This is a genomic window from Xylophilus ampelinus (assembly GCF_003217575.1).
In the GTDB taxonomy this organism is placed as follows: domain Bacteria; phylum Pseudomonadota; class Gammaproteobacteria; order Burkholderiales; family Burkholderiaceae_C; genus Xylophilus; species Xylophilus ampelinus.
In genome coordinates, this window is sequence record NZ_QJTC01000001.1 from 76,315 (window position 1) to 98,181 (window position 21,867).

The following is a 21,867-nucleotide window of genomic DNA, read 5'->3' on the forward strand; positions in this document are numbered from 1 at the left end:
ACCTCCCGAAAAATTCCAAGCCCCATGCCGGTCATCAAGATCTTTCCCCATCCCGAATACTGTCCGCAAGGCGCCGAGATCACTGCGCCCGCCGGCACTTCGGTCTGCGAAGCGCTGCTCGACAACAAGATCAACATCGAGCACGCCTGCGACATGAGCTGCGCCTGTACCACCTGCCACGTGGTGGTGCGCACCGGCCTGCAGTCGCTCGGCGAGCCCGACGAGGCGGAGGAAGACCTGCTCGACCGCGCCTGGGGCCTGGAGCCGCAATCGCGCCTGTCGTGCCAGGCGATCCTGGCGCAGCAGGACCTGGTCATCGAGATTCCGAAGTACTCCCTCAACCACGCTAAGGAAAACCACTGATGGCGACAGCGACGAATGTCCGCCAAATCGTGCTGGACACGGAAACCACCGGCCTGTCCGCCGAAGGGGGCGACCGGATCATCGAGATCGGCTGCGTGGAACTGGTGGGCCGCAAACTCACCGGCCACAACAAGCATTTCTACCTGAACCCGGGCCGCGACAGCCATGAGGACGCGCTGCGGGTGCACGGCATCAGCAACGAGTTCCTGCGCGACAAGCCGAAGTTCGAGGCGGTGGTCGACGAGCTGATGGCGTACCTGGCGGGTGCGGAGATCATCATCCACAACGCCGCGTTCGACGTCGGCTTCCTGAACAAGGAGCTGGAGCTGGTCGGCCGTCCGCCGTTCAAGCAGGGCGTCGGCAGCGTGACCGACACCCTGGTGATGGCCAAGGAGATGTTCCCGGGCAAGCGCAATTCGCTCGACGCCCTGTGCGACCGCCTCGGCGTCGACAACGCCAGCCGCACGCTGCACGGCGCGCTGCTGGATGCCGAACTGCTGGCCGACGTCTACATCAACCTGACCCGCGGCCAGGACGCGCTGCTGATCGACGATGCGGCGCCGGAAGAAGGGCAGAGCGAGGTCGTGCTGGTGGACCTGCGGGCCTTCACTCTGCCGGTCATCCTGGCGGGCGAGCAGGAGCTGGAGGCGCATGCCTGCGTGCTGAAGCAGCTCGACAAGCCGAGCGGCGGAAAGACGATCTGGACGCGCCTGGGCCAGGCGACCGAAGGTTCTATGCTATAATAGTGGGCTGACGTATACAGCGTTAGGGTGATTAGCTCAGCGGTAGAGCACTGCCTTCACACGGCAGGGGTCGCAGGTTCAAACCCTGCATCACCCACCACATTTGAAACCTCGTAAGTCTTTGATTTACGAGGTTTTTTCGTTTTCCCGTCTCGTTTTCTGCGACGCGGCTCTCCCTCGACGATAAGGGCCCGTTCGTGGAGAGCAAGATGGAGGCAATTCGAAAAGTCAGAAGCGTTCGGTGGAATGTCGTCCCGCACGACGACTGCGATGAAAAGGTCAGAACCTTCGATGCGGAGGAGGACGCGACGGAGGACCTGTCGCAGGTTCGCCTTGCAGTCAGTCGACATCGCGGCCTATCGCGATGTCCGGTTGCAAGGCAAGTTTGGTGACGCACCAGTAGAAGGTGCCACCGCCGCCTTCACCGCCACCACCGCCGAAAAAGCAGGTCCAGCAATGCATCCTCATCCAAAATCGGCAAGCAGGATCGAAATTTTGCAGGGGTAGATTTATCTCCGACACGCTGTCGGAAATGTTGAGGTTCAGGATCAGCAGTTTCATGCCCGACCTCCGGCCGTGCGTTCGCGCGGCAGCAGGGTCGGCGCGTCGCATTCCAGGAAGCTGTCGCGGCCGACCCGGCCTTGGAACGCCTGACCGACCCACACCACCTCACCGCGTGAAATGGTCGTGCCCGGCCCGGCTTTGAGCCGCATGCCGGCATAGGGCGTGTAGTCGACCGCGTGGTGCAGCAGGGCGTTGTCGATGGGGGCGTCGCGCTCGTGCCCGACCGCACCGGTGACCGCCTGGCACGGGTCCTTGGCCTACGTTCGTATAGGCCACAAATGTCCTGCGCGACTCCGCGCGAGAAACAGACTGGTGTCGTGCACATATCTTCCTCCGACCTCGATGCTCTGGCGCCGACGCTCTTTCAAAGCTTCTGGATGGGAGGATTCGAGGGGGCGGACCATGTCAATGGTTTCGGCATCCCGCTCGACATCAACGCACGCAATGGCCATGCGGATAGGCTGGCCCAGGACTACCAGGCGTTGGCACAGTTCGGCATGCGCACGGTGCGGGAAAGTATCGGCTGGCGGCTGGCGGCTGACGGCGGAGCGGGGCGCGGCCGGATGGCTGCGCATCCAGCACCACGCCCGCACCGCTGCGGCGCAGGGCGTGCAGGTGATCTGGTCGTTGATGCACTACGGCTGGCCTGCCGATCTCGACCCTTTCCTGCGCCCCGACGATTTCGTCGATGCCTTCGGTACCCATTGCCGCAAGGTGGCGGAGATCGTGCATGCGGTTGGCGGCACCGTGCCGTTGTGGCAGCCCGTCAACGAAATTTCGTTCCTGTCCTGGGCCGCCAGCTGCACCGGCCTGATCCACCCGCATCTGCCGTCGGAGCCCGAGAACGGCTATCGGCTCAAGTGCGTACTGGTCCGGGCCGCTCTTCGGGCGATGGACGAGATTCGTGCGGTGCAGCCGGATGCGCGCTTCGTCCACACCGATCCGCTGGTCCACATTGAGCCGCCGCGCGGTGCGGGACCCGCGGCGTGCGCCACGGCCGCTGCGGCGCACGAACACCAGTTCCAGGCCTGGGACATGCTGGCCGGCCGGCACGCGCCGGAGCTGGGCGGCGCGGCGCGCTACCTCGACGTCCTCGGCATCAACTATTACCACAACAACCAGTGGGAAGACGGCTCCGACATCCGGCTCGACTGGCACCTGAACGACCCCCGCCGCCGCCGCTTCGTCGATCTGGCCGAGGCGGTTTGGACCCGCTACCGACGCCCCGTCTTCATTGCCGAAACCGGTCATGTCGGCGAAGGCCGCGACGCCTGGCTCGACCACATGGTGGAAGAAGTCCTGGCCTGCCGTGCGCGCCACGTGCCGATCGCAGGCCTGTGCCTCTACCCGGTGATCGACCGGCCCGACTGGCAGACCGCCGACCACTGGCACCACAGCGGTCTGTGGGATGTACCCGCCGCGGATACCGGCGATTTCAGCCGACAGCTGTGCGTTCCCTATGCGGAGCGATTGCGGCACTGGCAGCGTGTCGTCGACCAGGTTTGCTTTCCCACCACCTCCTCGAAAAGAACCCATGACATGACGCACCTCATCGTTTTCTCCCACCTCCGTTGGGATTTCGTTTACCAGCGGCCCCAGCATCTGCTGTCGCGTCTGGCAGCCACGCGGCCGGTGGTGTTCGTGGAAGAGCCGATTCCGGGCGCGGCAGAAGCGCGTGTCGAGGCCTACCGCCCCTGCGGCGGCGTGACGGTGCTGCGGATGCATGTCACGAGCCACGGCGCCGGCTTCCACGATGCGCATATGGCCGCCATGCGCGACATGTTGCAGACGTGGCTGACGGCACACGATGTAGAGGAGTACGTGGTGTGGTTCTACACGCCGATGGCGCTGCCGCTGGCCGAGCGGCTGGAGCCGCGCGGCCTGGTCTACGACTGCATGGACGAACTGGCCGCGTTCGACTTCGCGCCGCCCGAACTCATCGCACGGGAGAACGCCCTGTTCGACACCGTCGACCTCGTATTCACCGGCGGCCGCAGCCTGTACGAATCCAAGCGCGACCGCCACGAGGACGTGCACTGCTTCCCGAGCAGCGTGGACCATTCCCACTTCGGCCAGGCCGGCCTGGCCGACCATGTCGATCAGGCGGCGCTGCCGCAGCCGCGCCTGGGCTATTACGGCGTGATCGACGAGCGCCTCGACCTCGACCTGGTCGCGGCGCTGGCCGACGCGCATGCCGAATGGCAGATCGTGATGGTCGGTCCGGTCGCCAAGATCGCGCCCGAGAGCCTTCCGCGCCGCCCCAACCTGCACTGGATGGGCCAGCGCCGCTACGACGAGCTGCCGTCCTTCCTGGCGGGCTGGAACATCTGCCTGATGCCCTTCGCCCTCAACGCCTCCACCCGCTTCATCAGCCCTACCAAGACGCTCGAATACCTCGCCGCCGGCAAGCCTGTGGTGAGCACCGCGGTCCGCGACGTGGCGCTGCAGTACGCCAAGGTGGTGCCGATCGCCACCGATGCGGCCACCTTCGTCGCGGCCTGCGAAGCCATCCTGGCCCGTTCGCCCGACGAGGTCGCCCGTTTCCGACAAGATGCGGTGGACGCCGTGTCCGCCACCTCGTGGGACCGCACGGCCGGCGCGATGCAGACGCTGCTGAAGCGTTTCGACGAGCGCATCATCCAGGTCGAGACCGATCCGGTGGCGCTGTCCGTCCCGGCGCGCGCCGTGGGCACCGTACCGGCGGCCGTCGCGTGAAGGCCGGCGGCGCACAGCGCATCGCCATCGCCGGTGCCGGTTTCTCGGGCGCGGTGCTGGCCCGCCAGCTGGCCGAGGCCGGCTACCGGGTGGATGTGTTCGACACCCGCCCGCACGTGGCCGGAAACTGCCACACCGCGCGAGACGAGAAGACCGGCGTGATGGTGCACACCTACGGTCCGCACATCTTCCATACCAGCAACCAGCGGGTGTGGGACTACATCCGCCGCTTCGGCGATTTCATGCCGTTCGTGAACCGGGTCAAGACGATCACCGGCGGCCGGGTGTTCTCGCTGCCGCTCAACCTGCTGACGATCAACCAGTTCTTCGGCCGCACGTTCTCGCCGCGCGAAGCCGAAGCCTTCTTCGCCGAGATCGGAGAGGGCGACGACGCGCCGCCGGCCAATTTCGAGGAACAGGCGTTGCGTCTCATGGGCCGCGATCTGTACGAGGCTTTCTTCGAGGGTTACACCACCAAGCAGTGGGGCGTGTCGCCCACCGCGCTGCCGGCCAGCATCCTCAAGCGTCTGCCGGTGCGCTTCAACTACGACGACAACTACTACGCCAGCCATTTCCAGGGCATTCCGCGCGACGGCCACACCGCCATCGTCGAGAAACTGCTGGACCACGAGGGCGTGTCGGTGTTCCTCGGCACCCGCCTCGACCGCGCGGCGCTAGACGACTACCAGCATGTCTTCTTCAGCGGCCCGATCGACGCCTGGTTCGGCTACAGCGACGGCAGGCTCGGCTACCGCACCCTGGATTTCGTGCGCGAGGACCACGAGGGCGACTACCAGGGCAACGCCGTGATCAACTACGGCGACGTGGCGGTGCCGTGGACCCGCATTTCCGAGCACAAGCACTTCGCGCCGTGGGAGACGCACGAGAAGACGGTCGTGTTCAAGGAGTACAGCCGGCTGTGCGACGCGCAGGACACGCCGTACTATCCCATCCGCCTGACCGAGGAGAAGGCGCTGCTGACCCGCTACGTGGTCCGGGCCCGCGAGGAACGGAAGGTGACCTTCGTCGGCCGGCTGGGCACCTACCGCTACATTGACATGCACGTGACGATCGCGGAGGAGCTCGACGTCGCCGATCGCTTCGTGCGGTCGCGCGCCGACGGCACCGCGATGCAGGCCTTCGTGGTCGACCCGCTGGGCTAGATGCCCGAATAGGCCGCTCGGCCTGCGGAAGCGGAAGAACTGAAAAAATGCTGCTGCAGCGAACCGATCTCCGTGGCGGCATTTTTGCGTTCAACGCTGATGCTTGCGCCGTGTCGCCAGCACGACCAGCGCGGCGAGGACGGCCGCCCCGACCGCCGCCTTGCGCACGACAGCGGCCCGGTCGTGCTTCCATGCGGCCCTGATCCCCATCTCGCCCAGAACGTTCGGCACATGGCCGTGCAGGAGGTCGTCGATCAGTCCCTCGACCACGTTCGTGCGATCCGCTGCGAGGAGGATCAGCCAGTGGCGCAAATCGTTTTCGCTGTACCTGAAGGCCACGCCCCGCATCACGCCGCTCAGGCCCGCGGGCGGCACGGTGGTGCCGAAGACCGGCGTGGGCTTGCCGTCGCGCTCGGTGGAGCCGAGGATCTTCACCGTGACGGGCTGCTGCTCGGGCTCGTCCCAGTGCAGCCCGGGCAGCCGTGCCGGCATGCGCTCCTTCGGATAGGCGGGGCGGTCGGCCGGGTCGAGGTCGGCGCCCCAGCCCTTGATGTGCGCGAAGCGTTCGCGGTTGTCCATGGAGGTTTCGCTTTCGAATGAGGGTTCAGGCACCGGCGGGCAAAAGCACCGGCTTGATGCAGTTGTCGAGCTTGCTCGAGAAGATGTGGTACGCGTCCGCCACTTCGTCAAGCCGGAAACGGTGGGTGATGACCTTGCGCGGTTCGATGTGTCCGGCCTGGATGTGCTCGATCAGCCGGGGCAGGTGCCGCTTGACCGCCGCCTGGTTCATCCGCAGCGTCAGGCCCTTGTTGACCGCGTTGCCGAAGGGCACCGCGTTGAAGGTGGGCCCGTAGACGCCGACCACCGACACGGTACCGCCTTTGCGCACCGAGTTGATCGCCCAGTGCAGTGCGGTGGCGGCACCGCCCTGCAGCTTGAGCTTCACCCCGGTGAGCGTCTGCGCGAAATTGCCCGCAGCCTCGGCGCCGACGCAGTCGATGCAGATGTCGGGGCCCAGCCCGCCGGTCATCTTCTTCAGATGGATCGCCATGTCCTGGACCGACTTGAAGTCGACCGTCTCGCACTGGGCGAATTCGCGCAAGAAATCCAGCCGGTACTCCACATGGTCGACCACGATGACCCGGCCCGCGCCAAGCAGCCATGCCGACTTGGCCGCGAAGATACCGACCGGCCCCGCGCCGAAGACAACGACCGTGTCGCCCTCCTGGATGCCGCCCATCTCGGCGGCCTGATAACCGGTGGGAAAGGCGTCGGTCAGCAGCACCGCATCGTCCTCGTCCATGTCGGGCGGCAACAGGGTGGGGCCGATGTCCGCGAAAGGCACCCGCACGAATTCCGCCTGCCCGCCGTCGTAGCCGCCCGCGGTGTGCGAGTAGCCGAAGATCGCACCCACGGCGGTGGCCTGGGGATTGACGTTGTGGCAATTGCTGAACAGCTCGCGGCGGCAGAAGAAGCAGGTGCCGCAGAAGATGTTGAACGGCACCAGCACCCGGTCGCCCTTCTTCAGGTTCTGCACCGACGGCCCGACTTCCTCGACGATGCCGACGAACTCGTGGCCGAAGGTCGAGCCGACCCGGGTGTCCGGTACGAGCCCATGGTAGAGGTGCAGGTCTGAGCCACAGATGCAGGCCCTCGTTACGCGCACGATCGCATCGTTCGGATGCTCGATTTCGGGCTCCGCCTTGTTCACGGTGCGGACCCGGTAAGGCCCGCGGTAGTCCATTGCCAGCATGGGTTCGTCTTTCGATGGGGGGAAGGGGTTGCAACACGGCGGCGGCGGTGAGCGGTAACCGGACAGCGGGGCCCGCCCATCGCGGTCAGTCGGCCGCCTTTTCCACCTTGGTGATGGACACGGATACCGGGTCGCTCGCGGGAAACGATTCCTCGACCCCGTTGTCGATCGACGTTTCCGCCACCTTGCCATGGGAAGGAACCGAAGCCTTCGTCGGTGCGATGCCGTCCTTCTTCATCCGGTCCATCTGCACGGACGTCGGAAACGGGGAGTTGGAAGCGACGTCGGGGGACGGGGTGGGTCGAGTCATTGGTTTCTCCATGGTTCGGTGTCGATCCACAGTGGGCGCTTGGTCCAGGACACGGCTGTAGGCCGATGGCCCGATATCCCCGTAGGCGCAGACCCCGCTCCCGGCCCCAGCGGGCGGCCCGGCGGCAGCGACTCCAGCAGCCGCCCCACCTGCCACGCATCCGGCCCGCGCCATCGGCGATCGGGTGGCCGCAACTGCCGCTGTCGGCCACCCCAAAGCCGTCGCTATTAAACTTATAGCTATAGGTCGTTATACAACAACGGCTACTGGGCTATTCGACTTGAATTTTTGGTCATGGGCCGTCGCGGCGGCATGTGGTATCCCGATGTTCGCCCGTTTCCGCGGCATGGGCGGCCAGGTCTGCAAACCGCCTCCACGCCCCACGTTCCTGCAGTCCCGATCAATGCTTGTGGTCGGCTCCATGCGCATGGTCGCCGTGGCCGGCGGCCGCCGCCGGTGCGGCACGCGCGTTCAGCGGCCGCACGGCGGCCTGCACCTCCACCGACTGGCGCTTGCCGTCGGCGCCTTCCACCACCAGGGTCAGCGGCACCGTGTCGCCGGCCTTCACCTGCTGCTTCAGGTCGAGCAGCATCATATGGAAGCCGCCGGGCGTCAGCGCCACCGGCTTGCCGGCGGGCAGTGCCACGCTGTTGACCTGGCGCATCTTCATCACGTCCTGCTCCATCGCCATCTCGTGCACTTCGACCGAGGGGGTGACCGGCGAGCGGGCTTCGACCAGCCGGGCGTCGGTGGGCGAGGTGATGGTCATGAAGGCGCCGGTCGATTTCTGCTGCGGTACCGTGGCCCGGACCCACGGGTCGGTCACCTGGATCTGCGCCTGGGCGGCGGCACCGCCGGCGACGAGGGACAGCGCGAGGGCGAGGGTGGTGGAGAAGGTTCGCATGGGAGGTCCTGTGTTCTGTGAGGGGCCGTACCGGGTAACGGACGGCGGGGGCAGCTGCGCGAGACGCGCAGGGGTGCCACTGTGCGAGGAGCACCGGGAGCCGGCATACCGGGCCCGGCCTGGCGAAAACCGCGTCCGGATTATCCATCCGGCCCTGGCTCCGCTCCGGGAAGACTCCGCCTGCCTGGGGCGCCCCCCCGGCAGCGGGCCGGGCGGGCTGCGACACAATTCCCGGATGCATCCATCGACCTTCTTCCTCCACGACCGTGCTGCGCTCGCGGGCCATGGCGACCTGTTTTCGCTGCCTGCGGAGCAGCGGTCATGAGCGCCCCGGCCATCCGGTTCGACGACAGCGCGGTCGAAGACGTCGATTGCGTGGTCGCCGGCGCCGGCGTAGTCGGCCTGGCGGTGGCGCGGGCCCTGGCGCTGCAGGGCCGCGAGGTGCTGGTGCTGGAGGCGGCCGACGCCATCGGCACCGGCACCAGCTCCCGCAACAGCGAGGTGGTCCACGCCGGCATCTACTACCCGCAGGGCTCCCTGAAGGCGCGGCTCTGCGTGCAGGGCAAGCGCCAGCTCTACCGCTACTGCGACGAGCGGGGTATCGGCCACCGCCGCTGCGGCAAGCTGATCGTCGCCACCGGCGCGGCCCAGTTGCCGCGGCTGGAAGCCATCCGGCAGCAGGCCGCCCGTAACGGGGTCGACGATCTGGTGCTGCTGGATGCCGCCGCGGCCCGGGCGCTGGAGCCGCAGCTGCAATGCGCCGGCGCGCTGCTCTCGCCCTCGACCGGCATCGTCGACAGCCATGCGTACATGCTCGCCCTGCAGGGCGACCTGGAGCATGCCGGCGGCACCGTGGCACTGAATTCGCCCCTGGCCGGCGCTGCATATCGGCATGGTGCTATCTATTTGGTAGCAAACGACGGGCTGACGCTGCGGGCACGCAGCTTCGTCAACGCCACCGGCCTGACCGCACCGCCGCTGGCGCAGGCGATGGGGGGCTACGACACCGCCCACGCGCCGCAGGCCTACTACGCCAAGGGCCACTACTTCTCGCTGGCGGGCCGCGCCCCGTTCGACCGGCTGGTCTACCCGGTGCCCGAGGCCGCCGGCCTGGGCGTGCACCTGACGCTGGACCTGGGCGGTCAAGCCCGCTTCGGCCCCGACGTGGAATGGGTCGATGCGCCCACCGATCTGGCGGTGGACCCGCGCCGCAGCGAAGCCTTCTACGCCGAGATCCGCCGCTACTGGCCCGCCCTGCAGGACGGCGCGCTGCAGCCGGCCTACGCCGGCATCCGGCCCAAGATCACCCCGCCCGGCGCGGCGGCGGCCGATTTCGTGGTGCAGGGCCCGGCGCAGCACGGGGTGCCGGGGCTGGTCCACCTGTTCGGCATCGAATCGCCGGGGCTGACGAGTGCGCTGGGGCTGGGGGACGAGGTGGTGCGGGCGCTGGGGTAGCTCATGAGCGCCGCGGCTGCGCGGCCAGCGCCTGCGCCGCCTCGCGCACCAGCGCCGGCCCGCGGTAAATCAGGCCGGTGTAGATCTGCACCACGTCCGCTCCCGCTGCGATCTTGTCGACCGCGTCCTGGGCCGACAGGATGCCGCCGACGCCGATGATCGGGAAGCCGCTGCCGAGGCGGGCGCGCAGCTGGGCGATCACCCGATTGCTGGCCGCGCGCACCGGGGCGCCGCTCAGGCCACCCGCCTCGGCGCCGTGGGGCAGGTGGGCCACCGCATCGCGGGCGATGGTGGTGTTGGTGGCCACCACGCCGTCCAAGCCGTGGCGCTGCAGGGTGAGGGCGATCGCCTCCACCTGGGTCTCGTCCAGGTCGGGCGCGATCTTCACGAAGACCGGCACCTTGCGGCCGTGCCGGGTGGCGAGCAGCGCGGCGCGCTCCACCACCGCGGACAGCAGCTGGTCGAGCGCGTCGTCGGACTGCAACGCGCGCAGGTTCTGGGTGTTGGGCGAGCTGATGTTGACGACGACGTAATCGGCATGCGGGTACACGCCGTCGAGGCACAGCAGGTAGTCGTCGGCGGCGCGCTCGATCGGGGTGTCGGCGTTCTTGCCGATGTTCAGGCCCAGCAGCAGGCTGCCCCGGCCGGCCGGGCTGCGCAGCCGGGAGCGCTGCACGTTGGCCAGGAACGCCTCCAGGCCGAGGTTGTTGAAGCCGAGCCGGTTGATCAGCGCGTCGGCCCGGGGCAGGCGGAACATCCGCGGCTTGGGGTTGCCCGGCTGGCCGCGCGGGGTGACGGTGCCCACCTCGACGAAGCCGAAGCCCATCGCGCCCAGCGCGTCGATGCAGCGTGCGTTCTTGTCCAGGCCGGCGGCCAGGCCCACCCGGTTGGGGAACGACAGGCCGGCGAGCTGCACCGGGTCCTGCACCCGGGGCTGCTGCCACAGGGCCTGCAGCGGCGTGTTCTGGCCGCGGGCGAGCCAGTCCATCGTGACATCGTGGACAAATTCGGGATCCGCGCAGAAAAGGAAAGGGCGGGCGAGGGCGTAGGGGAGCAGCATTGGATAATTCCGGGTCAACCCCCGGATTTTCGCCCATGACCCCCGCCGCTTTCTCTTCCTCTTCACCCTCGGTCTCCCAGGACCGGCTCAAGGCGCTGGTCGGCCGTGCGGCGCTCGACTATGTCGTGCCCGGCCAGGTGGTGGGCGTGGGCACCGGATCGACCGTCAACCATTTCATCGACGCGCTCGCCACGATGCGCGACCGGATTCCGGGCGCGGTGTCCAGCTCGGTCGCCAGCACCGCGCGGCTGAAGGCGCTGGGCATTCCGGTGCTGGACGCGGAAGAGGTCGAATCGCTGGCGGTGTACATCGACGGTGCCGACGAGATCGACGGCCGCGGCCACATGGTCAAGGGCGGCGGCGCCGCGCTGACCCGCGAGAAGATCGTGGCGGCGCTGGCCGAGCGTTTCGTCTGCATCGCCGACGCGTCTAAGAGGGTGCGGGTGCTGGGCGTGTTTCCGTTGCCGGTCGAGATCATCCCCATGGCGGCGCGGCGGCTGGTGCGCCAGTTCGCCGCGCTCGGCGGCACCGCGTCGCTTCGGCTGAAGGACGGTGCGCCGCTGGTGACCGACAACGGCCAGCACATCCTCGACGTGCGTGGGCTTCAAATCGCAGAGCCGCTCGCCTTCGAGGACCGGGTGAGCCAGTGGCCGGGCGTGGTGACGGTCGGCGTCTTCGCGCACCAGAAGGCCGATGTCTGCCTGCTGGGCACACCTGGCGGCGTCGAGACGCTGACCTACTGACCGGCGCTCGCCGTGGTGGCCGCGAGGGCCGCGACGGAGCCGCTCAGAACCGGATGCCGGCGGGATTGGACGGGCTGGGCGCCGGGGCGGCGACGGCCGGGGCAGGAGGCGGTGCCGGCGCGCGCGGTGCCGGGGCGGCCTGCCCGGTCGGGGCCGGCGCGGTGCGCGGGGCCAGCGCGGTCGGCACTGGCGGGTTGTAGTTGGCCGGCAACTGCGACTGCTTGGGGTAGCCCGCGGCGTCGAGGTACCGGGTCCATTCCATTTCCGCGAAACCCCTGATCTGCTGGGCGCCGAGCGTGGCGAACGGCAGGTTGCTGTCGCCGCTGAGCCGGTTGAGCGCCTCGATGTCCTCCGGTGTACTCACCGTGCGTTCGGCGAACGGCACGCCCCGGGTCTGCAGCAGGCTGCGCGCGGCGATACAGGGCTCGCAGTTGCTGCCGGTGTAGAGCGTCAGCGGGTATTTCTGCACCACGTTGCGCAACTCGTAGGGCAGGGCGGAGGCGGTGAGCACCGGATTGACCTCGGTCGCGACCGGTGCCGCCGACCGGGCCCCTTCGACCGCCTGCGGCCGGTCGGAGTACGTCACCCGGCCATCGGGCCCGACGATGCGGTAGAGGGTTTGCGCCTGTGCGCTGGCGGCCAGGGCCGCTAGCAGTATGGCAAGGCAACGGGGCGTCGCGAACATGGATTCTCCTGGGCAGGCTATGCGAAAAACCGCATGGTAGGCGATGGGGCCCCGCGTCGGCCCCCGTTCGTCAAGGTCGGCAGGCCCGGTCGCAAGTGCGCGGTGCACGGACGGATGCGGGGCGCAGGCCCTGTGCGGCAAGAAGAACCGCCGCCGCTCGGCCGGAGCCATACGGGGCGGTGTCTGCCGCAGCGCTCAGGCCGCCATGCCCTGGTGGCGCAGCAGCGCGTCGATCGTCGGCTCGCGGCCCCGGAAGGCCTTGAACGATTCCATTGCCGGGCGGCTGCCGCCGACTTCCAGGATAGCCTCGCGGTAGCGGCGGCCGGTCTCGGGGTTGGGCAGGCCGTCCGGCGTAGCGGTTTCCTCGAAGGCGGCGTACGCGTCGGCCGAGAGCACCTCGGCCCACTTGTAGCTGTAATAGCCCGCCGCGTAACCGCCGGCGAAGATGTGGCTGAAGGTGTTGACCGGCCGGCTGAAGGTCGGTGCGGGCAGCACCGCCACCTCGGCGCGCACCTGTTGCAGCAGCGGCATCACGTCCTGCGCAGGATCGTGTTCGGCGTGCAGCAGCATGTCGAACAGCGCGAACTCGACCTGGCGCAGGGTGGCCAGGCCGCTCTGGAAATTCTTGGCGCGCAGCATCTTGTCGAACAGCTCGCGCGGCAGCGGCGCGCCGGTGTCGACGTGCGCCGTCATGTGGCGCAGCACGTCCCACTCCCAGCAGAAGTTCTCCATGAACTGGCTGGGCAGCTCCACCGCGTCCCACTCGACGCCGCTGATGCCCGAGACGTCGCGCTCGTTCACTTGGGTCAGCATGTGGTGCAGACCGTGGCCGAACTCGTGGAAGAGGGTGGTCACGTCGTCGTGGGTCAGCAGGGGCGGCTTGCCGCCGGTGCCGCTGGAGAAGTTGCAGACCAGATGCGCCACCGGCGTCTGCAGCCGGCCGGTGTCGGGCCGCAGCCAGCGGGCGCGCACGTCGTCCATCCAGGCGCCGCCGCGCTTGCCGGCGCGGGCCGACGGGTCGAGGTAGAACTGGCCGACCAGGGTCGGCGCGCCGCCGGCGACGCCCGCACGCTCGATCCGGTAGAACTCGACCGAGGGGTGCCACACCGGCGCGTCGTCGCGGCGGATCGAGACGTCGAACAGCGTCTCGACGATCTTGAACAGGCCGGCCAGCACCTCGGGCGCCGGCAGGTACTGCTTGACCTCCTGCTCGCTGAAGGAATAGCGCTGCTCCTTGAGCTTCTCGCCGATGTAGGCCCAGTCCCAGGGCTGCGGATCGGCGATGCCCAGCTGCTCTGCGGCGAAGGCGCGCAGGTCGTCCACGTCCTGCAGGGCGTAGGGCCGGGCCTTGGCGGCCAGGTCGCGCAGGAAGGCGACCACCTGGGCCGACGAATCGGCCATCTTCGGCACCAGCGAGACGTCGGCGAAGCTGTGGTAGCCGAGCAGGGTGGATTCTTCTTTGCGCAGCGAGAGGATCTCGCCGATCAGGCGGCCGTTGTCGAACTTGTGGAATTCCGGAGCCGACTGGTCGCTGGCGCGGGTGGAGTAGGCGGTGTAGACGCGCTGGCGCAGCGCAGCATCGTCCGCGAACTGCATCACCGGCAGGTAGCTCGGCATCTTCAGGGTGATCTTGTAGCCTTCGCGGCCTTCGGCTTCGGCCGCGGCGCGGGCCGACTGCACCACATCGGGCGGCACGCCGGCCAGCTCGGCCTCGGTCGCGTAATAGGCGAAGGCTTCGGTCGCGTCGAGCGCGTTCTCGCTGAACTTCTGGCTGACCTCGGCCTGACGTTCCTGGATCTCGGCGAAACGCTCCTTGGCCGCGCCCTGCAGGTCGGCGCCCGACAGCACGAAGTTGCGCATCGCGTTGCGGTGCGCCTGGCGCTGATCGGTGCCGAGGGTGGCGGTGTCGATCGCCTTGTACTTGGCATACAGGCGCTCGTCGGCGCCAAGGCGGGTCCAGAACTCGGTGGTGCGGGGCAGCTCGGCGTTGTAGGCGGCGCGCAGCTCGGGCGTGTCGGCCACGCTGTTGAGGTGGCTCACCGCGCCCCAGGCGGTGCCCAGGCGCTCGGTGGCCACGTCGAGAACGGCGGCGATCGCATTCCACTCGGCGGGGAAGTCCGGCGCGGTGACCGTCTCCAGCGCCTTCTCGGCCTCGGCCAGCAGCTGGTCCAGCGCGGGCGCGACGTCGGTGGGACGGATGCGGTCGAAAAGAGGGAGGTCGGTGAAGTCGAGGAGGGGATTGCTCATCCCCGGGATTTTGCGGCACACCGCCAGGGTTCAAGGGGCGGTATGCGAATGGGGCTGGCTATCTTCGCGATACCAACCGGTGATGCATTGTTCTTCTACGCGCCGGCCGCCCGCTCGGCCGCTTCCAGCGTGTTGACGAGCAGCATGGTGATCGTCATCGGGCCGACGCCGCCCGGCACCGGAGTGATCCAGCCGGCGACCTCCGACACGCCCGCGAAGTCCACGTCGCCGCAGAGCTTGCCTTCGTCGGTGCGGTTCATTCCCACGTCGATCACCACCGCGCCGGGCTTGACCATGTCGGCGGTCAGCACGTCGCGCTTGCCCACGGCGGCCACCACCACGTCGGCCTGCCGGGTGAAGGCGCCCAAGTCGGGCGTGGCGCTGTGGCAGACGGTGACGGTCGCGTTCTGCGCCAGCAGCATCAGCGCCATCGGCTTGCCGACGATGTTGCTGCGGCCGATCACCACCGCATGCTTGCCGCGCAGGTCGCGGGCAACGACGGGCCGCTCGCGAGCGCCCGCAGCCCCCTCGGGGGGCGGCCCCGGCAAGCCGGGGCGTGGGGGCATGTCGACCATGCCGATCGATTCGAGCATCTTCATGCAGCCGTAGGGCGTGCAGGGCCAGAAGCCGGACGTGCCGGTCATCAGCGCGCCGGCGCTGGCGACGTGGAAGCCGTCGACGTCCTTCTCTGGCGAGATCGCCTCGATCACCTTCTGCGCGTCGATGTGGCGGGGCAGCGGCAGTTGCACCAGGATGCCGTGGATCGCAGGGTCGGCGTTCAGCGCGTCGACGCGGGCGAGCAGGTCGGCCTCCGACAGGTCGGCGTCGTACTTCTCCAGCACCGAGTGCAGGCCGTTGTCTTCGCAGGCCTTGACCTTGTTGCGTACGTACACCTGGCTGGCCGGGCTGTCGCCCACCAGCACCACGGCCAGGCCCGGCGTGGTGCCGCGGGCTTTGAGCGCGTCTGCGCGGCGTGCCACGTCGGCGCGGAGTTGGCGGGAGAGGGCGTTGCCGTCGATGGTCTGGGCGGTCATGGTGCTGGGGCTCTTCAAATGAAAACGCCCGTTGGGCATGCCAGACGGGCGCTCGTGGCGGTGACAACGGGTGTCAGGTCTTGGGCGCGTTCTGGCCCAGGGCGATCTTCAGCAGATCGGCGACGGTGTTGGCGTTGAGCTTTTCCATGATGTTGGCGCGGTGCGCCTCCACCGTCTTGATGCTGATGCCCAGGTCGTCGGCGATCTGTTTGTTGAGCCGGCCGGCGACGATGCGCTCCAGCACCTGGGCTTCGCGCGAGGTGAGCTTGCCGAGCAGGGCGTCGCGGCTGGCGGCCTGTTGCGAATCGGCGAACACGCCCTTGGCATGGTCGAGCATCCGCTCGACCAGCCCGACCAGCTCGGCTTCGTTGAACGGCTTCTGGATGAAGTCGAGCGCGCCCTTCTTCATCGTGTCGACCGCCATCGGCACGTCGCCGTGTCCGGTGATGAAGACGATCGGCAGGGGGGATTTGCGCTCAAGCAGGCGGTCTTGCAATTCGAGACCGGTCATGCCGCCCATGCGGATGTCGACGATCAGGCAGGCGACCTCGCGGGGGTCGTAGCGCGAGAGGAAGGATTCGGCGGAATCGAAGCAGCGGACCCGGTAGTCCTTGCCCTCCAGCAGCCACTGGAGGGAGTCGCGCACGGCCTCGTCGTCGTCCACGACATACACCGTGCCGCGTTTAGGAATCAAGCTCATGCATTTGCCCCCAGGTTTCGTGTTGTTGCGGTCGAAAGCGCGGCGGCTTGTGCGGGCTGCGCCAGGGGAATCCAGAAAGAGAAGCGACAACCCGTAACGTCCGGACCATTGTAAATGTTCTCCGCCAGCATCCTTCCCTGGTGCGACTCGACGATGCTTCGGCACAGGTTGAGGCCGATGCCCATGCCCTCTGCCTTGGTGGAGAAGAAGGCTTCGTAGAGCCGCTCCAGCACCTCGGGTGCCAGGCCCTGGCCCGAATCGAGCACCGCGAATTCGATCGTGTCCTGGTTCTCGATCCGCTTGGGCACCACCCGCAGCTCCACCGCGCGGCGGCCCGGCGGCCGCCGGGCCGAGTCGATCGACTCGGCGGCGTTGCGCATCAGGTTGACCAGCACCTGCTCGATCAGGATCGGGTCGACCATCAATGCCGGCAGCCGCGCGGCCACGTAGTGCGACAGCCGCACGTTGCGCCGGCGCAGTTCGATCTCGGCCAGCTCCACCGCCTCGGTCACCATCTCCGAGACGTCGGAGGGCGAGCGGTTGGGCTCGCTCTTCTTCACGAAGGCGCGGATGCGCTGGATGATCTGGCCGGCGCGCTGGGCCTGGCGCGAGGTCTTTTCCAGTGCGCCGAGCAGCGCCTCTTCGGAAATGTTGCCCTCGCGGATCCGCGAGAGCATGCCGCTGCAGTAGTTGTTGATGGCGGTCAGCGGCTGGTTGAGTTCGTGCGCCACGCTCGACGCCATCTCGCCCATCGTGATCAGCCGGCTGATCGACTGGGCCCGCTCGGCCTGCCGGGCGCCTTGTTCCTCGGCCTGGCGGCGCGGGGTGATGTCGGTGGCGATCACCATCTGCGCCAGGCGGCCGTCGGTCCAGTGGAGGTAGCGCGACCGCACCTCCAGCCACTTAGAGAGTTCGGGCACGAAGATCTCGGCGTTCTCTGTCTGCGCGTCGGTGAGTGTCTCGGTCGGCAGGCCGGCCAGGCCGTCGACGTCGTCGAGCGTCTGCTCCTGGTCGTCGCGCGGCACGGTGCCGGCCTGGGCCACCAGCTGCAGGTGGCCGCCGGTTTCGGAGCCGAACCACTGGCGGTAGAGCTTGTTGGCGAAGAGCAGCTCCTGGCTGCCGAGCGGCGCCACCGACACCGACGCGTCGAGCGCCTCCAGCACCACGGTGAAGCGCTCGTGCGAGGCCGAGAGCTGGCCGCGGATCCGGTTGGGCTCGGTGATATCGGTCATCGAAGTCATCCAGCCGGTCTGCTGTCCACGCGGATCGATCAGCGGCGACACGTACAGCCGCGCATCGAAGATGCCGCCGCGCTTGCGCTTGACCCGTACCTGGAAGCCGCCGGGAATGTGGTGGCCGCTCAGCTCTTCGCGCAGCCGCGCCGTCAGGATGTGGTGGTCCTCCGGCGGCCAGTAGGAATAGGGCGGGCGCTGGCCGACCAGCTCGCTCTCGCTCCAGCCCGTCATCTGGCAGAAGGCGGCGTTGACGTAGGTGATGCGGCTGTCCATGTCGAGCGCCCGCATGCCGATCAGCATCGAGTTCTCCATCGCGCGGCGGAAGTTGGTCTCGGCCACCAGCGCCTTCTGGGCCTGCACCCGGCGCCGGGTGTGGCGCCAGGTGGCGATCAGCATCCAGGCGGTCATCGCGCTCAGGGTGCTCACCAGCCAGAAGAAGCCGTTGCCCACCACGCCGAGCGACGCGCGGTAGGCCTCGGCCTTGATCACCAGCCCGTTGCCCACCGGCGAGACCGGCACCTCGTAGCTGACCGCGCGCGACGACCACGGCACCAGCCGCTTGGCGCCCTCGCGCGGCTGCAACGCCACGCCGGCCAGCAGCCGGTTGCTGCCGTCGCGCAGCGACACCGCGTAGCGCGCCAGCACCTCGGTCGGCGCGCCGTAGCGCAGCAAGCCGTCGATCGAATATTCGCCCAGCACCACCCCGGCGAAGCGGCCCTGGACCGTCAGCGGAATCTGCAGCTGCAGCAGACTCGACACCGTCTCGCCGCCCGCCGGCTGGGAATACACCGGCTGCTGCAGGTCGCGCGCCAGGCCGAAGACGCCCTCGGTCTCGCCGCCGGGCCGGAGCGTCTCGCCGGCGATGCGCAGCTGCGCATCCGACAGGCTGGGCGCCGCATGGCTCGCCTGCACCCGGCGGCGTTCGTCGATCCAGGTGAGGGCCTGCATCTCGGGGAACTGGCTGATGAGGGATTCGGCGCGGCTGGTGAACTCCTGCCGGTCCACCTCGCCGTTGGAGATGTCGCGCGCGATGCGCATCAGCTGCTCCTGCCGCTCCAGCAGCCGCAGCCGCACCCGCTGCTGGGTGTACTCCACGTCGCGCCGCACCGCCTCGTGCTCGCGGTCGCTCTCCTCGGCCCGCAAGTACCAGAAGGCCGACACGATCGCGGCCAGGAACAGCACCACCGCGGCCATCGGCGCCAGCATCGCGAAGCGGTCCTGACGGCTCGGCGACTGCCGGCGCCACCACAGGCGCCACAGGGCGACGACGCGGGACACCCGTCCGACGGGCAGTCGGGAAGCGTTGAGGTAGGGCATGCCCCGAGTGTAGGTGTCGCCTCGACAGCGCATGTGCAGCCGCAGCAATTTACCGCTATATGAAACGGCATAACACCATTTGAAATGCGCTGGAAGTATGCGAAACTCGACCGGCTCGACCGAGCCCCGGCCCCCCAACGGAGACACAAGCCATGTCAGCCCTACCCGACGACCAGTCCGGCGCCGCCGCGCGCGATCCCCAAGATTCCGACCGCCAGGAAACACGCGAGTGGACCGATGCGCTGGCCGCCGTGATCGAGTCCGAAGGCCCCGAGCGCGCGCACTTCCTGCTGGAACAGCTGCTGGAAACCGCGCGCCAGAACAGCATCGACATGCCGTTCTCCGCCAACACCGGCTACGTCAACACGATTGAGCCCGACAAGGAAGCCCGCACCCCCGGCAACAACGACATCGAAGAACGCCTGCGCGCCTACATGCGCTGGAACGCGATGGCGATGGTGGTCAAGGCCAACCGCCTGCACCCGGCCGACGGCGGCGACCTGGGCGGCCACATCTCCTCCTTCGCATCGCTCGCGACCATGTTCGGCGCGGGCTTCAACCACTTCTGGCATGCCGAGAGCGAAGGCCATGGCGGCGACCTGCTCTACATCCAGGGCCACAGCTCGCCCGGGATCTACGCCCGCGCCTTCCTCGAAGGCCGCCTGACCGAGGAGCAGCTGCTCAATTTCCGCCAGGAAGTGGCCGGCAAGGGCCTGTCGAGCTATCCGCATCCCAAGCTGATGCCCGAGTTCTGGCAGTTCCCCACCGTGTCGATGGGCCTCGGCCCGCTGATGGCGATCTACCAGGCGCGCTTCCTCAAGTACCTGCATGCCCGCGGCATCGCCGACACCGCCAACCGCAAGGTCTGGGCGTTCCTGGGTGACGGCGAGATGGACGAGGTCGAATCCCTCGGCGCGATCGGCGTGGCCGCCCGCGAGAAGCTCGACAACCTGATCTTCGTCGTCAACTGCAACCTGCAGCGGCTCGACGGCCCGGTGCGCGGCAACGGCAAGATCATCCAGGAGCTGGAGGGCGAGTTCCGCGGCGCGGGCTGGAACGTCATCAAGCTCATCTGGGGCAGCTACTGGGATCCGCTGCTGGCGCGCGACAAGGACGGCGCGCTCAAGAAGATCATGATGGACACGCTCGACGGCGACTACCAGGCGATGAAGGCCAACGACGGCGCCTTCGTCCGCAAGAACTTCTTCGGCCGCGACCCGAAGACGCTCGAGATGGTCTCGCACATGAGCGACGAGGACATCTGGCGCCTGCAGCGCGGCGGCCACGATCCGCAGAAGGTGTTCGCCGCCTACGACGCGGCCGTCAAGCACAAGGGCCAGCCCACCATCCTGCTGATCAAGACCGTCAAGGGCTTCGGCATGGGCAAGGCGGGCGAGGGCAAGAATACCGCCCACCAGGCCAAGAAGCTGATCGACGAGGACGTCAAGACCTTCCGCGACCGCTTCAACATCCCGATCCCGGACGACCAGCTGTCCGACATCCCGTTCTACAAGCCGGCCGACAACACGCCCGAGATGCAGTACCTGCACGCCCGCCGCAAGGCCCTCGGCGGCTACCTGCCGCACCGCCGCGTCAAGGCCGACGAGCAGATCCCGGTGCCGCCGCTCGACACCTTCAAGGCCGTGCTGGAGCCCACCGCCGAAGGCCGCGAGATCTCCACCACCCAGGCCTACGTGCGCTTCCTCACGACGCTGCTGCGCGACAAGGCGCTGGGCCCCCGCGCGGTGCCGATCCTGGTCGACGAGGCGCGCACCTTCGGCATGGAAGGCCTGTTCCGCCAGATCGGCATCTACAGCCAGGACGGCCAGAAGTACACCCCGCAGGACCGCGACCAGGTCTCCTACTACAAGGAAGACAAGGGCGGCCAGATCCTGCAGGAAGGCATCAACGAGGCCGGCGGCATGGCCAGCTGGATCGCCGCCGCCACCTCGTACAGCACCAACAACCGCATCATGGTGCCGTTCTACGTGTACTACTCGATGTTCGGCTTCCAGCGCATCGGCGACCTGGCCTGGGCGGCCGGCGATATGCAGGCGCGCGGCTTCCTGCTGGGCGGCACCTCGGGGCGCACCACGCTCAACGGCGAAGGCCTGCAGCACGAAGACGGCCACAGCCACATCCTGGCCGGCACGATCCCCAACTGCGTGAGCTACGACCCGACCTTCGCGCACGAAGTCGCGGTGATCCTGCACCACGGTCTGGTGCGGATGGTGGAGCAGCAGGAGAACGTCTACTTCTACATCACGCTGCTCAACGAGAACTACGCGATGCCCGGCCTGCAGCAGGGCACCGAAGAGCAGATCGTCAAGGGCATGTACCTGCTCAAGCCCAGCACACACGCCGCGGGTGCCAAGGTGCAGCTGCTCGGCTCCGGCACCATCCTGCGCGAAAGCCTGGCCGCCCAGGAAATCCTGGTCGCCGACTGGGGCGTCTCGGCCGACGTCTGGAGCTGCCCGAGCTTCAACGAACTGGCCCGCGAAGGCCAGGACGCCGACCGCTGGAACCTGCTGCACCCGACCGATGCGCCGCGCGCCTCCTTCGTCGAACAACAACTCGCCAAGAGCGAAGGCCCGGTGGTCGCCTCGACCGACTACATGAAGGCCTACGCCGAGCAGATCCGTCCGTTCGTGCCGAAGGGCCGCACCTACCGGGTGCTGGGCACCGACGGCTACGGCCGCAGCGATTTCCGCAGCGAGCTGCGCAAGCACTTCGAGATCGACCGCCACTACATCGTGGTCGCCGCGCTGAAGGCGCTGGCCGACGACGGCGGGGTCTTGCCGGCGCAGGTCGCCGAGGCGATCAGGAAGTACGGCATCGACGCCGACAAGACCAACCCGCTCTACGCATAAGGCCGG

19 protein-coding genes and 1 tRNA gene are annotated in these 21,867 nt (G+C 68.1%); 8 read left to right on the forward strand and 12 right to left on the reverse strand.

All coding sequences use genetic code 11. The features are described 5' to 3' along the window. Positions 1–24 precede the first annotated feature (24 nt). From fdx to DFQ15_RS00330, 3 genes are all read left to right on the forward strand, one after another. The gene (gene fdx / locus DFQ15_RS00320; protein ID WP_110464046.1) at positions 25–363 is read left to right on the forward strand and encodes an ISC system 2Fe-2S type ferredoxin; all 339 of its coding nucleotides are present in this window, start codon (positions 25–27) and stop codon (positions 361–363) included. Continuing rightward, positions 363–1,106: a DNA polymerase III subunit epsilon gene (gene dnaQ, locus DFQ15_RS00325; RefSeq protein ID WP_110464047.1), complete on the forward strand. Its 744-nt coding sequence runs from the start codon at positions 363–365 to the stop codon at positions 1,104–1,106. Before fdx ends, dnaQ begins: the two co-directional genes overlap by 1 nt. Positions 1,107–1,131: 25 nt before the next feature. After that, positions 1,132–1,206: transfer RNA gene (locus DFQ15_RS00330), tRNA-Val, on the forward strand. Positions 1,207–1,445: 239 nt separating this feature from the next. On the opposite strand, the gene DFQ15_RS16875 is transcribed toward DFQ15_RS00330, so the two are convergent. Next, complete coding sequence (locus DFQ15_RS16875) at positions 1,446–1,667, reverse strand: hypothetical protein (RefSeq protein WP_146228603.1); 222 nt, start codon at positions 1,665–1,667, stop codon at positions 1,446–1,448. After that, positions 1,664–1,819 (reverse strand): hypothetical protein, encoded by a 156-nt coding sequence (locus tag DFQ15_RS17320; protein ID WP_158528978.1) that lies wholly within the window; start codon positions 1,817–1,819, stop codon positions 1,664–1,666. The genes DFQ15_RS16875 and DFQ15_RS17320 overlap by 4 nt, the downstream gene beginning before the upstream one ends. Before the next feature lie 460 nt (positions 1,820–2,279). On the opposite strand from DFQ15_RS17320, the gene DFQ15_RS00335 reads away from it, so the two are divergent. Next, the gene (locus DFQ15_RS00335) at positions 2,280–4,385 is read left to right on the forward strand and encodes a glycosyltransferase (protein ID WP_158528979.1); all 2,106 of its coding nucleotides are present in this window, start codon (positions 2,280–2,282) and stop codon (positions 4,383–4,385) included. Continuing rightward, a complete protein-coding gene (locus DFQ15_RS00340; protein ID WP_110464049.1) occupies positions 4,382–5,548 on the forward strand; it encodes a UDP-galactopyranose/dTDP-fucopyranose mutase family protein in 1,167 nt (388 codons plus the stop codon). Before DFQ15_RS00335 ends, DFQ15_RS00340 begins: the two co-directional genes overlap by 4 nt. A 90-nt stretch (positions 5,549–5,638) precedes the next feature. Here DFQ15_RS00340 and DFQ15_RS00345 read toward each other — a convergent pair whose 3' ends face one another. From DFQ15_RS00345 to DFQ15_RS00355, 4 genes are all read right to left on the reverse strand, one after another. Further along, the gene (locus DFQ15_RS00345) at positions 5,639–6,127 is read right to left on the reverse strand and encodes a hypothetical protein (protein WP_110464050.1); all 489 of its coding nucleotides are present in this window, start codon (positions 6,125–6,127) and stop codon (positions 5,639–5,641) included. A 25-nt stretch (positions 6,128–6,152) separates the two neighbouring features. After that, positions 6,153–7,301, reverse strand: coding sequence for a zinc-dependent alcohol dehydrogenase (locus tag DFQ15_RS00350; protein ID WP_110464051.1), 1,149 nt, complete (start codon positions 7,299–7,301; stop codon positions 6,153–6,155). An 85-nt stretch (positions 7,302–7,386) separates the two neighbouring features. After that, positions 7,387–7,611 (reverse strand): hypothetical protein, encoded by a 225-nt coding sequence (locus tag DFQ15_RS16880; protein ID WP_146228604.1) that lies wholly within the window; start codon positions 7,609–7,611, stop codon positions 7,387–7,389. 400 nt (positions 7,612–8,011) lie between these two features. After that, positions 8,012–8,515 (reverse strand): copper chaperone PCu(A)C, encoded by a 504-nt coding sequence (locus DFQ15_RS00355; RefSeq protein ID WP_110464052.1) that lies wholly within the window; start codon positions 8,513–8,515, stop codon positions 8,012–8,014. Positions 8,516–8,836: 321 nt separating this feature from the next. Between DFQ15_RS00355 and DFQ15_RS00360 the strand changes: the two genes are divergently transcribed. After that, entirely contained in the window at positions 8,837–9,970 is a 1,134-nt protein-coding gene (locus DFQ15_RS00360; protein WP_110464053.1) for an NAD(P)/FAD-dependent oxidoreductase, read from the forward strand. A gap of 1 nt (position 9,971) precedes the next feature. Here DFQ15_RS00360 and DFQ15_RS00365 read toward each other — a convergent pair whose 3' ends face one another. Beyond that, complete coding sequence (locus DFQ15_RS00365) at positions 9,972–11,030, reverse strand: quinone-dependent dihydroorotate dehydrogenase (protein ID WP_110464054.1); 1,059 nt, start codon at positions 11,028–11,030, stop codon at positions 9,972–9,974. Positions 11,031–11,065: 35 nt separating this feature from the next. Between DFQ15_RS00365 and rpiA the strand changes: the two genes are divergently transcribed. Continuing rightward, positions 11,066–11,773 carry a ribose-5-phosphate isomerase RpiA gene (gene rpiA, locus DFQ15_RS00370; protein ID WP_110464055.1) on the forward strand — a complete coding sequence of 236 codons (708 nt, stop codon included), beginning with the start codon at positions 11,066–11,068 and terminating at the stop codon, positions 11,771–11,773. Between the two features lie 43 nt (positions 11,774–11,816). Here the strand turns inward: rpiA and DFQ15_RS00375 are convergent, their stop codons facing one another. The 5 genes from DFQ15_RS00375 to DFQ15_RS00395 form a co-directional block, all read right to left on the reverse strand. Then, complete coding sequence (locus tag DFQ15_RS00375; RefSeq protein WP_110464056.1) at positions 11,817–12,458, reverse strand: glutaredoxin family protein; 642 nt, start codon at positions 12,456–12,458, stop codon at positions 11,817–11,819. Between the two features lie 195 nt (positions 12,459–12,653). Next, positions 12,654–14,705 carry a M3 family metallopeptidase gene (locus DFQ15_RS00380; RefSeq protein ID WP_110464057.1) on the reverse strand — a complete coding sequence of 684 codons (2,052 nt, stop codon included), beginning with the start codon at positions 14,703–14,705 and terminating at the stop codon, positions 12,654–12,656. A gap of 95 nt (positions 14,706–14,800) precedes the next feature. Further along, a complete protein-coding gene (locus tag DFQ15_RS00385) occupies positions 14,801–15,739 on the reverse strand; it encodes a bifunctional methylenetetrahydrofolate dehydrogenase/methenyltetrahydrofolate cyclohydrolase (protein WP_110464058.1) in 939 nt (312 codons plus the stop codon). 73 nt (positions 15,740–15,812) lie between these two features. Continuing rightward, complete coding sequence (locus DFQ15_RS00390; protein ID WP_110464059.1) at positions 15,813–16,439, reverse strand: response regulator transcription factor; 627 nt, start codon at positions 16,437–16,439, stop codon at positions 15,813–15,815. Continuing rightward, positions 16,436–18,991, reverse strand: coding sequence for a PAS domain S-box protein (locus tag DFQ15_RS00395; RefSeq protein ID WP_110464060.1), 2,556 nt, complete (start codon positions 18,989–18,991; stop codon positions 16,436–16,438). Before DFQ15_RS00395 ends, DFQ15_RS00390 begins: the two co-directional genes overlap by 4 nt. 152 nt (positions 18,992–19,143) lie before the next feature. On the opposite strand from DFQ15_RS00395, the gene aceE reads away from it, so the two are divergent. Next, the gene (aceE, locus tag DFQ15_RS00400) at positions 19,144–21,861 is read left to right on the forward strand and encodes a pyruvate dehydrogenase (acetyl-transferring), homodimeric type (protein ID WP_110464061.1); all 2,718 of its coding nucleotides are present in this window, start codon (positions 19,144–19,146) and stop codon (positions 21,859–21,861) included. Positions 21,862–21,867: the final 6 nt, after the last annotated feature.

Bases quoted from the DNA above. Each gene is read 5' to 3' on its own strand.
- fdx (WP_110464046.1), top strand. From the start codon at position 25: ATGCCGGTCATCAAGATCTTTCCCCATCCCGAATACTGTCCGCAAGGC.
- dnaQ (WP_110464047.1), top strand. From the start codon at position 363: ATGGCGACAGCGACGAATGTCCGCCAAATCGTGCTGGACACGGAAACC.
- DFQ15_RS16875 (WP_146228603.1), bottom strand. From the start codon at position 1,667: ATGAAACTGCTGATCCTGAACCTCAACATTTCCGACAGCGTGTCGGAG.
- DFQ15_RS17320 (WP_158528978.1), bottom strand. From the start codon at position 1,819: ATGCGGCTCAAAGCCGGGCCGGGCACGACCATTTCACGCGGTGAGGTG.
- DFQ15_RS00345 (WP_110464050.1), bottom strand. From the start codon at position 6,127: ATGGACAACCGCGAACGCTTCGCGCACATCAAGGGCTGGGGCGCCGAC.
- DFQ15_RS00350 (WP_110464051.1), bottom strand. From the start codon at position 7,301: ATGCTGGCAATGGACTACCGCGGGCCTTACCGGGTCCGCACCGTGAAC.
- DFQ15_RS16880 (WP_146228604.1), bottom strand. From the start codon at position 7,611: ATGACTCGACCCACCCCGTCCCCCGACGTCGCTTCCAACTCCCCGTTT.
- DFQ15_RS00355 (WP_110464052.1), bottom strand. From the start codon at position 8,515: ATGCGAACCTTCTCCACCACCCTCGCCCTCGCGCTGTCCCTCGTCGCC.
- DFQ15_RS00360 (WP_110464053.1), top strand. From the start codon at position 8,837: ATGAGCGCCCCGGCCATCCGGTTCGACGACAGCGCGGTCGAAGACGTC.
- DFQ15_RS00365 (WP_110464054.1), bottom strand. From the start codon at position 11,030: ATGCTGCTCCCCTACGCCCTCGCCCGCCCTTTCCTTTTCTGCGCGGAT.
- rpiA (WP_110464055.1), top strand. From the start codon at position 11,066: ATGACCCCCGCCGCTTTCTCTTCCTCTTCACCCTCGGTCTCCCAGGAC.
- DFQ15_RS00375 (WP_110464056.1), bottom strand. From the start codon at position 12,458: ATGTTCGCGACGCCCCGTTGCCTTGCCATACTGCTAGCGGCCCTGGCC.
- DFQ15_RS00380 (WP_110464057.1), bottom strand. From the start codon at position 14,705: ATGAGCAATCCCCTCCTCGACTTCACCGACCTCCCTCTTTTCGACCGC.
- DFQ15_RS00385 (WP_110464058.1), bottom strand. From the start codon at position 15,739: ATGACCGCCCAGACCATCGACGGCAACGCCCTCTCCCGCCAACTCCGC.
- DFQ15_RS00390 (WP_110464059.1), bottom strand. From the start codon at position 16,439: ATGAGCTTGATTCCTAAACGCGGCACGGTGTATGTCGTGGACGACGAC.
- DFQ15_RS00395 (WP_110464060.1), bottom strand. From the start codon at position 18,991: ATGCCCTACCTCAACGCTTCCCGACTGCCCGTCGGACGGGTGTCCCGC.
- aceE (WP_110464061.1), top strand. From the start codon at position 19,144: ATGTCAGCCCTACCCGACGACCAGTCCGGCGCCGCCGCGCGCGATCCC.